This window comes from Acinetobacter legionensis (assembly GCF_048552295.1).
Taxonomy (GTDB): Bacteria; Pseudomonadota; Gammaproteobacteria; order Pseudomonadales; family Moraxellaceae; genus Acinetobacter.
The window spans coordinates 26,722-40,841 of the sequence record NZ_JBIMCW010000016.1 but is presented as its reverse complement, the minus strand read 5'-3'; the positions used below and the strand labels follow the sequence as shown (position 1 = coordinate 40,841).

13 protein-coding genes and 4 pseudogenes are annotated in these 14,120 nt (G+C 32.4%); 16 read left to right on the top strand and 1 reads right to left on the bottom strand.

The features are described from left to right. The first annotated feature begins 7 nt into the window (after positions 1 to 7). From ACG916_RS13550 to ACG916_RS13535, 4 genes and pseudogenes are all read left to right on the top strand, one after another. A complete protein-coding gene (locus tag ACG916_RS13550; protein WP_419327078.1) occupies positions 8 to 4,900 on the top strand; it encodes an RHS repeat-associated core domain-containing protein in 4,893 nt (1,630 codons plus the stop codon). Continuing rightward, positions 4,897 to 5,403, top strand: a complete 507-nt coding sequence (locus ACG916_RS13545; protein WP_419330112.1) for a hypothetical protein — start codon at positions 4,897 to 4,899, stop codon at positions 5,401 to 5,403. The genes ACG916_RS13550 and ACG916_RS13545 overlap by 4 nt, the downstream gene beginning before the upstream one ends. Before the next feature lie 51 nt (positions 5,404 to 5,454). Then, positions 5,455 to 6,276: pseudogene (locus ACG916_RS13540) on the top strand (RHS repeat domain-containing protein); the annotation flags it as partial. A gap of 392 nt (positions 6,277 to 6,668) precedes the next feature. Beyond that, positions 6,669 to 7,061, top strand: a complete 393-nt coding sequence (locus ACG916_RS13535) for a hypothetical protein (RefSeq protein ID WP_056513207.1) — start codon at positions 6,669 to 6,671, stop codon at positions 7,059 to 7,061. Between the two features lie 41 nt (positions 7,062 to 7,102). Here the strand turns inward: ACG916_RS13535 and ACG916_RS13530 are convergent. Continuing rightward, a pseudogene (locus ACG916_RS13530) lies at positions 7,103 to 7,266 on the bottom strand (IS5/IS1182 family transposase); the annotation flags it as partial. Positions 7,267 to 7,301: 35 nt separating this feature from the next. On the opposite strand from ACG916_RS13530, the gene ACG916_RS13525 reads away from it, so the two are divergent. The 12 genes and pseudogenes from ACG916_RS13525 to ACG916_RS13470 all read left to right on the top strand — a co-directional run bounded on the left by ACG916_RS13525 (position 7,302) and on the right by ACG916_RS13470 (position 14,062). Beyond that, positions 7,302 to 7,697 carry a hypothetical protein gene (locus ACG916_RS13525; RefSeq protein ID WP_353161406.1) on the top strand — a complete coding sequence of 132 codons (396 nt, stop codon included), beginning with the start codon at positions 7,302 to 7,304 and terminating at the stop codon, positions 7,695 to 7,697. Positions 7,698 to 7,971: 274 nt separating this feature from the next. Then, positions 7,972 to 8,208, top strand: a complete 237-nt coding sequence (locus ACG916_RS13520; protein ID WP_353161409.1) for a hypothetical protein — start codon at positions 7,972 to 7,974, stop codon at positions 8,206 to 8,208. Positions 8,209 to 8,248: 40 nt separating this feature from the next. Further along, entirely contained in the window at positions 8,249 to 8,746 is a 498-nt protein-coding gene (locus tag ACG916_RS13515) for a hypothetical protein (protein ID WP_419327079.1), read from the top strand. Positions 8,747 to 8,828: 82 nt separating this feature from the next. Beyond that, a pseudogene (locus ACG916_RS13510) lies at positions 8,829 to 9,308 on the top strand (RHS repeat domain-containing protein); the annotation flags it as partial. A 367-nt stretch (positions 9,309 to 9,675) separates the two neighbouring features. Then, on the top strand, positions 9,676 to 9,990 hold the full coding sequence (locus ACG916_RS13505) for a hypothetical protein (RefSeq protein ID WP_419327080.1): 315 nt from the start codon (positions 9,676 to 9,678) through the stop codon (positions 9,988 to 9,990). A gap of 175 nt (positions 9,991 to 10,165) precedes the next feature. After that, the gene (locus ACG916_RS13500) at positions 10,166 to 10,513 is read left to right on the top strand and encodes a hypothetical protein (RefSeq protein ID WP_419327081.1); all 348 of its coding nucleotides are present in this window, start codon (positions 10,166 to 10,168) and stop codon (positions 10,511 to 10,513) included. A 40-nt stretch (positions 10,514 to 10,553) separates the two neighbouring features. Then, positions 10,554 to 11,051, top strand: a complete 498-nt coding sequence (locus ACG916_RS13495; RefSeq protein WP_419327082.1) for a hypothetical protein — start codon at positions 10,554 to 10,556, stop codon at positions 11,049 to 11,051. A gap of 49 nt (positions 11,052 to 11,100) precedes the next feature. Beyond that, positions 11,101 to 11,573, top strand: a pseudogene (locus ACG916_RS13490) (RHS repeat domain-containing protein); the annotation flags it as partial. 398 nt (positions 11,574 to 11,971) lie between these two features. Then, positions 11,972 to 12,376 (top strand): hypothetical protein, encoded by a 405-nt coding sequence (locus ACG916_RS13485; protein ID WP_151803476.1) that lies wholly within the window; start codon positions 11,972 to 11,974, stop codon positions 12,374 to 12,376. Between the two features lie 205 nt (positions 12,377 to 12,581). Beyond that, positions 12,582 to 12,848, top strand: coding sequence for a hypothetical protein (locus ACG916_RS13480; protein ID WP_419327083.1), 267 nt, complete (start codon positions 12,582 to 12,584; stop codon positions 12,846 to 12,848). Between the two features lie 491 nt (positions 12,849 to 13,339). Beyond that, positions 13,340 to 13,519 carry a hypothetical protein gene (locus tag ACG916_RS13475; RefSeq protein WP_419327084.1) on the top strand — a complete coding sequence of 60 codons (180 nt, stop codon included), beginning with the start codon at positions 13,340 to 13,342 and terminating at the stop codon, positions 13,517 to 13,519. A 15-nt stretch (positions 13,520 to 13,534) separates the two neighbouring features. Then, positions 13,535 to 14,062 (top strand): hypothetical protein, encoded by a 528-nt coding sequence (locus ACG916_RS13470; protein WP_419327085.1) that lies wholly within the window; start codon positions 13,535 to 13,537, stop codon positions 14,060 to 14,062. Positions 14,063 to 14,120: the final 58 nt, after the last annotated feature.

The following is a 14,120-nucleotide window of genomic DNA, read 5'->3' as shown; positions in this document are numbered from 1 at the left end:
ATAAAACATGGGTCTATTAGGCATGGTTCCTTCAAAGCCAGGAAACCAAACTCCAGAACAAAAACAAGCAATAGTAACATTAGCAAATAGTTTAAAAACACAAGTAGTGGTTGCCCCACTTCAAAGTATTGCACCTCAAGATATTGTATCAAGTCGAAATAGCATCAATGATTGGCTAAAACAAAATATTAGTCCTGATTTTGATTTAAATACTCTTGCTCAAGTTGCAGGCGTTATTCCTGTAGTCGGTAATATTATTGCTCTTGTTGATGTGGTCGAAGGTATTATCAATTTGGTTAACAATCCAAATCCGGCCATATTAGATTGGGTAGATCTTTGTATTAATTTGATTGGTGTTATTCCAGTCCCTCCAGGAATGAATACAGCTCGTATGACCCTAAGGCCGATGGTCATGGCGGCAAGAAATGCAGTATCTACAGGTAAAACAACTTTAGCTTTGGCTGTGGAAAGTGCAATACAAGCTAGTTTAAATGATGCTCTTGCGGGTCAAATACAACCTTTCGTAGATAAAGCGACAGGGCAAATTGATACTTTAATCAATGGCTGTTCGGATTATGCGATGAAAATATCTAATGATTTTTCATCGGGCTTAATCAATATTGCAAATGGTCAGGCTGTTAACCCTATAGCGATTGCAAATGCTCAAAAAGATGCACAGAAAAGTTTTAGCAAGGTGACTACAGGTAGTTTAATCCGAGATCCTAAAAATACCTTTGATAACTTGTTTAAAGCACTCACCTTATCTGCCTCAGCGCAAGTGGGACAAGTTGCAAATCAAGTTTTACAAAAAATCTTGGCAAGATTGGGGGCAGCCGGGAAAGCGGCACTTTTAGCAGTTGCAACTAAAATAAAAACATTTGGTGCAAAAGCTGCTCAAGCAATTAAGGCAAAAGCAAAGACATATCTATTAAAATTTATTGAAATATTAAAATCAGTATTAAAAAGAAGACCAAAAGGTGGTGCTGTAAAGCCAAACACAACAACACAAGTTAAAAGCGTCACACCAGCGGCGCCTCTGGAAAGTAAATCAAAAGTTACAAAACCTAAAAAAGATCCAAATCCATGTAATTGTGGTGGGGCTGTCGCAAGTAAAAAAAGTATTAGTTTTATAACTGGTGTTGAATCTCTCACTCATCTTGATGCTGACATATTTTCAACAAGAGGAATTTTCCAAACTCGAAGCTACGCTTCTAATTTGGAAGGCTATGATAAGAGTGAGTTTGGTGCAAGATGGCTTACACCTTGGACACTGAAAATTTTTGTTGAAGATGACAAATTTTTATTTGTCGATGAGACAGGGCGAATTATTCATCTTCCTAAACTCGCTGAAAATACAACTTATTTATCTGTTGCTGAAAATTTGTATATTACCAATCTTGGTAATAGTTTGGTCATTGAGTATAAAAATAAGGAACAATATTTATTTGAAAAATATAAAGATCACTACATTCTGAAAGCAATTGTAAAACCTGATCAAAGCACCATACTTATTGGGCATGAAGAAGGTATATTAAATAAGATCGAGTTTTTTAATGATAAAAAACTGGACTGTTATATTGAATGCATAAAAAATTCAAATCAAAAAATTGAAAAGCTGATTCTCAACAAAGATGGTAAGCGCTCGGATATAGCAAGTTATTCTTATGATCAGCAAGGTGATTTAATACAGGCAACCACTCGAGATCATGCGAATTATCACTATTCTTATCATAAACATTTACTTACCCGTTATACGGACTTAACCAATCGAGCAATAAATCTAGAATGGGATGGTGAAACATATGAAGCCAGAGCATTTCATGAATGGGCAGATGACGGTAGCCAAGAATTATCTTTAGCATGGCTAGATGATAAGCGTTGTACCTTAGTAATTGATGGCGAGGGTAATGTAACTCAGTATCATTATGATATTGATGGTTATAATTATCGTATTGTTTACCCTGATGAACTAGAAGAATGGTTTATCCGTGATAGTAATTCAAAAATCACTCAGCACTTTACAACGACTGGCGAAGTCTATATTTATCGGTATAACGATCAGGGTGATTTATTAGAATCTATCAATCCCGATGGCAGTTCAGTCGAATATAAATATGAAAATGGTAATCCAGTAGAAATTAAAAATGCTGAAGGAGCTATCTGGAAAAATGAATATAATAATAAAGATCAGCTGATCAAAGAAATAGATCCCTTACAGCGTGAAACTTTATACAGTTATAGTGCTCAAGGATTACCGACCAGTATTATTGATGCCAAAGGTGGCTCGAAATCATTTAAATATGATGCACAGGGTAATTTACTCAGTTATCAGGATTGTTCAGGCAAAGAAACCAAATGGGGATATGATGAGCGTGGTCGGGTTAAGTTTGCCGAGAATGCATTAAAACAAAAAGTTGAATACTTTTATTCTGGATCAGGCCTTGAACAAAGAACGGCCATTATTAAAGGTGTTCCATTAAATGCTTTAGGGCAACTTGAAAAAATCAAACATGCTGATGGCACTGAAGAACATTTTGTACATGATGCCGAAGGGCGGTTACTTGCGCACCTTGATCCAAATCAACAACAAACCCGATACGAGTATGATGAGTCGGGTCTAATCACTGTGCGAACAGATGCATTAGGTCATAAGCTTAAGTACAAATGGGATCAGCTTGGTCGCCTGCAGAGGTTAATTAATGAAAATGGTGCAAGTTACCAGTTCTTCTATGACGTCATGGGGCGTTTGCTGAAAGAAATTGATTTCGATGGAAAAGAAACAGTCTATAAATACGATGACAGAACTAAACAACTGACAACCAGTATCGAAGTTGCATCTGCTTATGGTCAGGATTTAAAAGACCGTGTTGCACAGAAAGACAGGATACAGCAATTTGTATTTGACAGCATGGGACGACTTGAACAGCGTACTGCAGGTTATGGCTACGACTCTCATGAAGTTGAACAGCAACAAATAGAAGAGTTTGCCTATGACAGCAATGGGCAACTTGTCTTAGCAAGAAATGCAGACAGTGCTGCACACTGGTTCTATGATGCGGTTGGTAATCAAATCCGTGAACATCATCAGGATTTAAAAACCAATAAAACAGCCGTGTGGAAACATACTTACGATGAGCTGAATGTGCGGATTCAGACGATTCGACCTGATGGGCAAAATATCGACTGGCTCACTTATGGCAGTGGTCATATTCAAAGCCTGATCTTGAATGGTGAAGATGTTGTTAGCTTTGAGCGTGATGATTTACACAGAGAAACCGCACGGCACTATGCCAATGGAATTAGCCAAGAACAGAAATATGATGATATTGGACGCTTAACACAGCAAAGAATTGTCAATGGTCATGAATTTGGTTATCAATCTCCTACCCAACAGCAAAATAATGCAATCAATGAAACCCAGCAACTGATTCAGCGTTTATATCAGTACAATAAAACAGGACAGCTCACAGGTATTCAAGATACACGTCGCGGGAATATTAACTACAAATATGACCCTGTAGGACGTTTATTGGACGCAACGAGCAAACTAGGCAAGGAAACATTCCGTTTTGACCCAGCCAACAATATTATCGACCCTTACAATATGGCTTCTGATAAGTCATCTAAGCAAAATACAGAAGAAGGACATTATGGCTATAACCGTCTGGTCAATAATGTCGTCAAAGAATATTTAGAACAACAATATCAGTATGATGAATTTGGGCAGCTCGTTCGACAAAAGAACGCTCAGGGTGATTTACATCTTGAGTGGGATGTATTTGGTCGTTTGATGAAAAGCCGTAATGCTGAATATACAGCTGAGTATCGTTACGATGCGCTAGGTCGTCGTATTCAGAAACGTAGTAAGCACCATCATACAGGTGCTGAACAGAATGTGTTTTATGGATGGGATGGAGATACAGTTGCTTTTGAATCTACTGAAGATTACACCAAACATTATATATACGAAAAGGACAGCTTTGTACCAATGTTACAGGCGGTTTATCAAAGCTCAATAGAACTACACCAAACACTTGATTGGACAGATAAACCTTATAGTATTTATCGTGATCCTATATGGAAAACCACCAAGAAAAGCAAAGGCTTTGATGATGTATGGTTCTACCACTGTGACCACTTAGGTACACCACAGGAAATGAGTGACCATACAGGTGCAATCATTTGGAAGGCGCAATATAAGGCATGGGGTGAGTGTAGAGCTGAGAAAAACAAATCTAATTTCTTTGAGAACTCAGAAATTATAAGCAACAACATTCGCTTCCAAGGGCAGTATTTCGATGAAGAAACGGGACTTCACTATAACCGTTATAGGTATTATTCACCTTATGTAGGAAGGTTTGTTAGTAAAGACCCGATTGGGTTGTTGGGTGGGCACAATGTTTATGCTTATGCACCAAATCCTGTTGCGTGGATTGATCCTTATGGGTTAAGTGCTTGTCCAATAAAGGTAGATATAGTTCGATACAAAAAGGATAAAGTTACTCCTTTAGCTGGTAGTTATACAAGTGGTATAAACAGAGCTTGGGCTTTAGAGAAGCAACTAGTTACATTGACAGGCTATGGTACAACTAATTGGACAGAAGCTCAAAAAACTGAATTAAAAACTACTGGTAAGGTTAAAGGTTATACAGGTCATCATATAAATAATGCTGCTTCTGCACCTGAATGGGAGGGAGATCCTAGAAATATTGTATTCTTAACTAACTCTCCAAATGGTGGGGAACACAAAAATGGTTTACAAGGACACAGAAACAGTCAAACTGAAACCACAGGCAAATGGACTAATCCAACAACTGGAAGACTAATTGATAGGGCGGAAATGATGAGGCAATACAATCTAGCAAAAGACAAAATGGATAAAAAAGGATGTAAATTATGAGTTTAGACAATTTAAAGAAATATGCTGAATTTGATAAAATTACAGAAGGAAAAAAAGTTAATATTGAATTACCATCTGATTTTTTAAGTTTTGTAAATGCTGTTGGTTCAGATAGTCTTATATTTGATTGGTCGGCTGAGAATATTACCTTATATGGTATTTATGATATTTATGATATGCAAGATGTGTATTCAAATGATCTGAGTTTATACGTTTTAGGGGATATTATAGCTAATCCAATTTTTTATAGTTCAACTACTGATTATAAAGTAAAAATTGCTAAACATGGGGTTGGAAAAATAGAATTAGAACCCTTAGCCAAAAATTTTGAGGAGTTTATAGCTATATTAGATTGTTATGTACAATTGTTTTATATTACTTACAATAAAAAAATACTTAATGATGATTACGAAGTATTAAATGACTTTAAGGATAATTTGACTGGGGAATTATTAAACATTACTGATGAAAATTGTATAAATACATTTATTAAGTTTTTATAAGTAATTCATATTTATTTAAGTCAAATTATTTCAAATAATATTTTTTCCATTCAATACCAATATGATGCCAATGGTCAACTAATTCGACAAAAAACGAGACAAGGTGATTTAAATCTTGAGTGGGATGTATTTGGTCGTTTGATGAAAAGCTGTAATGCTGAATATACAGTTGAGTATCGTTACGATGCGCTAGGTCGTCGTATTCAAAAACGCAGTAAACATCATCATACAGGTGCTGAACAGAATGTAATTTATGGGTGGGATGGTGACACAGTCGCTTTTGAATCCACTGAAGATTTCACTAAACATTATATTTATGAAAAAGGCAGCTTTATTCCTTTAGTTCAAGCGGTTTATTTGGGTGAGGTAGACGTACATCACAGTGTAGATTGGAGTGATAAACCTTATAGTATTTATCGTGATCCTATATGGAAAACCATCAAGAAAAGTAAAGGCTTTGATGATGTATGGTTCTACCACTGTGACCACTTAGGTACACCACAGGAAATGAGTGACCATACAGGTGCAATCATTTGGAAGGCGCAATATAAGGCATGGGGTGAGCTCGTGTCAGCAAAGCAACGCTTTGCACGAGCGCAAGACGAGAGCTATGCTCGAAGTGGTAAGTCTGAAAAAGTGAAATCTAACTTCTTTGAAAACTCAGAAATTATTTCAAATAATATCCGTTTTCAAGGTCAATATTTTGATCAAGAGACAGGGTTGCATTATAACCGTTATCGGTATTATTCACCTTATGTGGGGCGGTTTGTAAGTAAAGATCCGATTGGGTTGTTGGGAGGGAATAATAATTATCAATATACTCAAAATCCAATAGATTGGATGGATCCCTTAGGGTTGTCAGCATGCAAATTGAATAAAAAAGTTAATGTTGATGCGATTGTAAAAAAATATGGTGGAAAACATATCACATCTGATTATTATGAGATGCCGTCACATAAAGCAGCGAAGCAAGCAGCATCAGAAATTGCTGGTAACTTATCAAGTGCACCGAAAACGACACGTAGGCAAGACTATCGAGGTGGACCGAGAACATGGAGTAATAGTAATGGTGTAATCGGAAAGAATAGTGGAGGAGATAATCCTTGCTCTGGTTGGCGAGATGATTCACCAGGTCATTCATTTAATGATAAAAATGGTAAAACCGAAATACCATCTCATTTGAATGCTTGGAATAAGCTAGGAGGAGTAGAGAATGTGCATTTGTTATATAAGAAGGGTTTAATCGTTAATGGAAAAAAATACTAATGAAAAATAAGCCTTGGAAAAAGTTTAAATATCAAACAGAGTCTAATAAATTTTATTATATTTTAGCTGGTGAAGATTTCAACAAAGAAGATGGTGTTAAACTGAATCCATTTTTGAATAGTGAGAATTTAATGGATAAAGAAGTTATTATTGTTCAACAAGAAGACTTGGCTGATTCACCATGCTTTAATATTAAGAATACTGATACTGGTATTTTTTTGGAAATATATAGCTTAAATAAAGCAGAAATATATATTGTTAATAAAAATTTTGATATGCCTGATTTAATTGAGCTCATTTTTAAATTAAGCCAATTTAGTTATGTGGCTGCTTTGAAATATATTAAGTTTAAATATGGATTCAGAGAAAACTATCTTTTTTTTGAAAGCTAGTCTAAATTGTTAATATAATTATAGCCTAAGGATTAATAGTGCTTAATAATCATGATCTTGGTTTTAACCAAACTTCGATGATAATAACCTGACCATTTTTTCATAGTGTCCTGCCGAAACGTTTAACCGTCCAAAGTAGTTCATTTCGCTTTCGCGAATGAACTTTTGTATCTTTCCAAGGCTTTACATTTTTTCTGGGTCGAATCGTGGGCGAAGAGGGCAATTTTATTAAGAGGCAGTATGATTGAATTTAAGTCACTCATTAAAATTAATGAAAATTATGTAGATATCAATGATTTTACTTTATCTCATCAAATAAAGAGTCTTGATTGGGACTATGTGCAAGGAAAAATCATAATTTTTTATTATGGGAAGGAAATTTTTGGATCAGAAATTGTAGATGATATTAATTGGTTTTGGGGATTTATTGCTGATGGATTTAATGATTTTTTTGAAAAAGGAGTTTATGATATTGGCTTTCCTTCGCAGGATATACGTTTTGTTTTGGTAAAAATTAAAAAAAATATTATTAGTCTTGAAATTACATCAGAAAATATGGTTTATTTAAAGAAAGAATTTGATTTGATTGATTTTTTAATGGTGCTATTAATTATTTTGTTTTTGAAAAAAATTTAATAAAGATGAAAATGTTGAAATGGATAGAAAAATTGGTTTAATAGAATTATATAAGAGAAATCTTTGAAGTTTAAATAGGATCTTATTTCTGAAATAATAACATATGAAATATTCAAATGAAGGTTTAGAAAGTAATGATTTTTACTTCTGTGTACAAGGTGTAATATGAAAAAAAGTTTTTTTTAACGTATGCTTCAAAACTTAAAGTATTTGATTTGGCTGAAATTTTTGAAAAAAATTTGATATTTCTTTTATTGAACATAGCAGCGATTATTTGGGAAATTATTACTCTTATGAGGGATTATTTTGTGATAATTTTAAAATATTGAAAAATAAGTTACCTGATGGTGATTTGCAAATAAATGACGGTGGAATAGAAACTATTTTGAAATTGGGTTTTTTTAATGGAAAAAATAAAGAAGAACAAAGTAAGTATGAATTTATGAAAAAACAATTAGCGAGTTTGAATAATATAAATTTACATTCATTTGATATTTTTGAAGAGGAATGAAGGCACTAATATGATAAGAGACCATGTGAAAGGAACATAAATGAAGACTTGGGATCAAGTAGTAGAAAGTGCAGCTGAATTTATATCTTTTTTGGAAAAAGGTAATTTTTATAATACTAAGTTTAGTACTGAAAAAGATTACAAGATTATTTTTGATGCTAATGTAGGGATAGATTATGCGACTAATGATAGTTTTGATGATTTTGATGAATGGGAAACTGTGACTGATCCCCCCGATATTTTTCTAGAAAGCTTTGAATGGAACGATCGGATTAAATATAAATTAAAACAAAAAAATTATTTTGGATTTGAAAATCAAGACTTTAACGGAGCTAAAGAAAAATGGATAACGGGTGAAGCTTGTCTGATAGTAGAGTTAATGTATAGAGATATAGGTATAATATTTCAATGTTATGCAAATGACTATTTTCCTACAATCTGGAAAGAAATTTTAGAAATATATTTAAATGGTGGTTTTCCGTGTGGATGGGATGGTCATCTACCTGAAGGGAAAATTGTAGTTTTTTCTAATCAATAAAATTTAAAATCAGATAAGTTATTTCAAATTATACAAAGCTCAATGATAGCTTCATTGAGCTTATTTTTATTTTAATGATTCATATAACGTACGCCAAAATTTGCTATCGAAAACCACCAAGCAAAGCAAAGGCTTTGATGACGTATGGTTCTATCATTGTGACCATTTAGGTACACCGCAAGAAATGAGTGACCATACAGGTGCAATCATTTGGACGGCGCAATATAAGGCATGGGGTGAGCTCGTGTCAGCAAAGCAACGCTTTGCACGAGCGCAAGACGAGAGCTATGCTCGAAGTGGTAAGTCTGAAAAAGCTAAATCCAGTTTCTTTGAAAACTCTGAAATCATCAGCAACAACATTCGTTTTCAAGGGCAGTATTTCGATTTAGAGACGGGTTTACACTATAACCGTTATCGTTATTACTCGCCTTATGTAGGGAGATTTGTAAGTAAGGATCCTATAAAACACAATGGTGGGTTTAATCTTTATCAATATGCTGCGAATAGTATAGGTTGGACAGATCCGTTTGGCTTAAGTCCTGTAAATACGCTTAAGAAAATTGCTGAAGTACGCGCTGGTCGTAGTGTAACAGCCTGTTCATATAAAGAAGCTGGTGCAATTTTATTTGGAGCTTTCCCTGATGCACAAAAATCGGCTGGGGCTAGCGACAAATCATCTGAAAAAACAGCAAAAGATAAAAAAGCTTTTAAACAAAATAGACAAAACTCAACAAATAGGGCTTCATATCATATGGATTATAAACTTAATCCATTGACAGGTGTCTTATTTGGACATGAGTCTTTACCAGATGGCCATCCTCACAAAACTATTCCACATATCAATATATTTACACCTGAAGGTAAAAAAGTTGATATTTTTGTAGAACCACCTAAAAATTGTCCTGTTAGAAAATAAAGAGGTAACTTTAATGAGTGAATTTTATGATAGCCTTGAAAAGTTGTTTTTGAAAAAAAACCCTATATTGATTTCAAATGTAGATAATACCAATAATAATGAATATGTCTTAGATTTATTTTTAAAAAAAAATAATAATAATATTAATTTTACATTCTCTAGGTATTTGGGGAAGTATGGTGATGCTTTAGATTTATACGATATATATGATTGTAGAGAATTTAACAGTTTGGATGATTTCTTTATTTATTTTAATGAGAGGTATAATGAGTATGAAGATATGTTAAATGAAATTTTAAAATCAGATTATGTTAGATATCTTAAATAGCAATTGATTTAATATTAATAATTTTATTTGATTGAAAATATTTTATTAATTAGTATGAAAATAGATCGAGATCGTTAATTGATATTGAATTAAATTTAAAAAAATTTGATAGTTTTAGTGGTGAGAAATCAAAGCAATTGAATAAGGGTTTAAAAAACAGAAAGGAAGGTATAAGGTGAAAAAAAGCTTTTTTTTAATATATACTTCAAAACTTAAAATATTTGATTTGGCTGAAATTTTTCAAAATAAATTTGATATCTCTTTTATTAAACATAGTAGTGATTACTTAGGTGAATACTACTCATATGAGGGATTGTTTTGTGATCATTTTAAATTATTAAATAATAAGTTGACTGATGATAATTATCAAATAATTGATAGTGAAATTTTAACTATTTTAAAGTTAAGTTTTTTCAATGGGAAAAATAAAGAAAAACAAAGTAAGTATGAATTTATGAAAAAACAATTAGCGAGTTTGGATAATATAAATTTACATTCATTTGATATTTTTGAAGAGGAATGAAGGCACTAATACGATAAGAGACCATGTGAAAGGAACATAAATGAAGACTTGGGATCAAGTAGTAGAAAGTGCAGCTGAATTTATATCTTTTTTGGAAAAAGGTAATTTTTATAATACTAAGTTTAGTACTGAAAAAGATTACAAGATTATTTCTGATGCTAATTTAGGGATAGATTATGCGAATAATGATAGTTTTGATGATTTTGATGAATGGGAAACTGTGACTGATAGCCCCGATATTTTTCCAGAAAGCTTTGAATGGAATCATCGGATTAAATATAAACTAAAACAAAAAAAATATTTTGGATTCGAAAATCAAGACTTTAACGGAGCTAAAGAAAAATGGATAACTGGTGAAGCTTGTTTGATAGTAGAGTTGATGTATAGAGATATAGGTATAATATTTCAATGTTATGCAAATGACTATTTTCCTACAATCTGGAAAGAAATTTTAGGAATATATTTAAATGGTGGTTTTCCGTGTGGATGGGATGGTCATCTACCTGAAGGGAAAATTGTAGTTTTTTCTAATCAATAAAATTTAAAATCAGATAAGCTATTTCAAATTATACAAAGCTCAGTGATAGCTTCATCGAGCTTATTTTTATTTTAATAATTCATATAACGTACGCCAAAATTTGCTATCGGAAACCACCAAGGAAAGCAAAGGCCTTGATGATGTATGGTTCTATCACTGTGACCATTTGGGTACACCGCAGGAAATGACAGACCATACAGGTTCGATCATTTGGAAAGCTGAATATAAAGCTTGGGGTGAGTGTAAGACTGAGAAGGCTAAATCAAATTTCTTTGAAAATTCAGAAATCATCAGTAATAACATACGCTTTCAAGGTGCATGAGCAAAGACAGAGCATTGCTCTGTCTGAAGCGCAAGGATCAAGAAACAGGGCTGCATTACAATAGGCATCGTTATTACTCGCCTTATGTTGGAAGATTTGTAAGTAAAGATCCTATAAGCCTAGACGGAGGCTATAATTTATACGTATATGCGCCTAATACCATAGAATGGATAGATCCTTTAGGCTTAAGGAGTAGAACTAAGACTTTACCTGTTAATGCAAAAAGTAAAAATACAAAAAAATTAATAAATTGTATTGGGGCATCTGGTAAAAAAGTTAGTGCAGATGATGCTAGAAAAGATGACTATTTGTATAATAATAAAAATGATGCGATGAATGCTGGAGCCAAAATGTTAGGACCTGGGGCTGTTAAAACTTATAATGAAAAAGGTCAGTGGAATGGTTGGAAGAATTCTAAAGGAGAGTCAGTATATTGGAATCATGGTGATTGGGGGAAAGGTGTAGGTACTTCTACTTTCCCACATTTGAACTATGATGTAGGAGGAAAGAAAGGTCACTTATTTATGAAAGATAAAATAGAGAATGCAGGTATGGTTGATGATTTTTATGGTAAATATAAAAAGGCTCAAAGTTGCCCATGAATGTATTAGAAATTATTGAAAATAGCGATGATTCAAAATTATTGAGTTTGAGCTGTGATGAAAACGAAGTAAGTTTAATCATAGCTCATGAATATCTTGGGAAGACTATTCGATTAACTTTTCCTTTTGAAAATTTTTTTAATAGTTTTTCAAGTAAAAGTGATGGTATATGTTTTTTATCAATTGAAGATATAGAGAGTCAGTTAGGTATAAAAAATGGAGTCTATATTCCAGCCACAGATTTTGGTGATTTTATGTATGAAATGAGAGAAGGAAATTGCTGTGCTTACGGTTTAAGAGAAAGTAAATTTAAAAAAATTTTCAAAGTTGTAGGTAGTTTTAAAGTAGTAATTCCATGCGAAAACTTAGATAAGATAAAAGTAGAGTTACTTCATAGTTAATCTTCTATTTATGGCTTAAGAGTATTATTAGAAAATAATTTTTTTCGGCTAAGTGTTTTTAATTTTATCTTTTTTAAAGTGATAATGGGCTGTAATGAAAATTACTTAAGATCGGTAAAAAAGTTAAGTGTAATTCTAAATAAGTAAGCAATTAGAAGAAAATGTTAATTCATTAATTCTAAATTTTTTAGGAAATGGTGGTTTTTTGAAAAATCCATTAAATGAATCAAAATTAAACTTCGGATATCTCAAGATTAATGATCCGATATTAACGGATAATATTTTTAATTTTCGAATAGAAAGCTATGGGCAAGTAGAGCTTCAAGAGTGGAATATGGTTAGATCAGATGAAATTGTAAATATGGATGAGTTGTATATGGAGAAAAATAATGATATTGATGGTTTAACAACTAAAATTTTTAACTTTGTTAGAAAAAAATTAATGAAAGAGTTATTCATGATCCGAAGTTAAATGAAGCTATCCCCTACTTAATTGGTAGCATTTATGATGATTTTACAAAAATTATTTTTAATGATTATACAAAACTAGATAATAATTCTTTTAATGAAGTACTTGCAGTGTACTTAGCAGGAGGCTGGCCATGTGGATGGGAGGGGAAATATCCCGAAGGCCGTTTAATAGTATTTTCAAATGAATAAATTGTAAGACCGAACCAATATGTTTTAAATTATACAAAGTTCAGTGATAAGTTATTGAGCTTTTTTTTATATTGGGGTGATTTATTATGGAAAACCATGAGAGAGGAAAATAAATGAAGATTTGGGATCAAGTGTTAGAAAGTGCTATAGAGTTTATAGTTTTTTGGAAAAGGTAATTTTTATAGCAGTAAATTCAATACTGAAAATGATTATAAGATTATTCATGATGCTAATTTAGGTATTGATTATGCGAATAATGATAGTTTTGATTATTTTGACGAGTGGGAAACAATAACTGATTCAATGAATGCTTTTCCTGAGCGTTTTGAATGGAGTGATAGAATTAAATATAAAATAAAGAAAAATAATTTTTTTGGCTTAGAAGGTCAGCAATTTAATGGAGCTAAAGAAAAATGGATGTGTGGAAGACTAATTGATCGCGAAACGATGATTAATCAGTTTAACAAAGGCTGTAAAATTTAATTTTTAGGAATAGATATGAATCTTATCAACTTATTGGAAAAAATTAGTATAAATAATCAAAAGATATACGGTGAATCATCATTTTTGATTAAGAAAAGTGAGCTAGATAATGATCAATTTTTAATTTATAAAAATTCTATTCCCGAATGTGATTTCAATATTGATATTGGAGGAAATATTAATGATTTTCTAGGAAGTGATTCAATTCAAGAAATTCAGTATATGTTTAGTGATATATTTGATAGAGATAGTACAGTGTTTTTAACACAGCATGATACTAATATTGTTTATATTGAGAATGATTCTGGAAAAGTTGGAGCATGCATTTCAGGTGACACACTTCATATTATTTCAAAAGATATATATCGTTTCTTAAAGGCAATTAATTTAATTCAAGAGCTAATTATTAACAAATATAATTTAAATTCTAGAAAAGAGAATGGTGGGTATGTTGAAGGATTTATTAAAGAAGTTAGGGCGAATTTAGAAATACAAGCGGCTGTTGAAGATATAGAATATTTTATAGAGTTTTTTTATGAATAAGATTATCACAGGTGTAAGTCTATTTGCTTTAGTTTAGCTATTTATAAATGCAATAAAC

Coding starts and splice junctions, on each gene's coding strand:
- ACG916_RS13495 (WP_419327082.1), top strand. CDS start 10,554: ATGAAGACTTGGGATCAAGTAGTAGAAAGTGCAGCTGAATTTATATCT.
- ACG916_RS13535 (WP_056513207.1), top strand. CDS start 6,669: ATGAAAAATAAGCCTTGGAAAAAGTTTAAATATCAAACAGAGTCTAAT.
- ACG916_RS13545 (WP_419330112.1), top strand. CDS start 4,897: ATGAGTTTAGACAATTTAAAGAAATATGCTGAATTTGATAAAATTACA.
- ACG916_RS13470 (WP_419327085.1), top strand. CDS start 13,535: ATGAATCTTATCAACTTATTGGAAAAAATTAGTATAAATAATCAAAAG.
- ACG916_RS13515 (WP_419327079.1), top strand. CDS start 8,249: ATGAAGACTTGGGATCAAGTAGTAGAAAGTGCAGCTGAATTTATATCT.
- ACG916_RS13505 (WP_419327080.1), top strand. CDS start 9,676: ATGAGTGAATTTTATGATAGCCTTGAAAAGTTGTTTTTGAAAAAAAAC.
- ACG916_RS13475 (WP_419327084.1), top strand. CDS start 13,340: ATGAATGCTTTTCCTGAGCGTTTTGAATGGAGTGATAGAATTAAATAT.
- ACG916_RS13550 (WP_419327078.1), top strand. CDS start 8: ATGGGTCTATTAGGCATGGTTCCTTCAAAGCCAGGAAACCAAACTCCA.
- ACG916_RS13525 (WP_353161406.1), top strand. CDS start 7,302: ATGATTGAATTTAAGTCACTCATTAAAATTAATGAAAATTATGTAGAT.
- ACG916_RS13485 (WP_151803476.1), top strand. CDS start 11,972: ATGAATGTATTAGAAATTATTGAAAATAGCGATGATTCAAAATTATTG.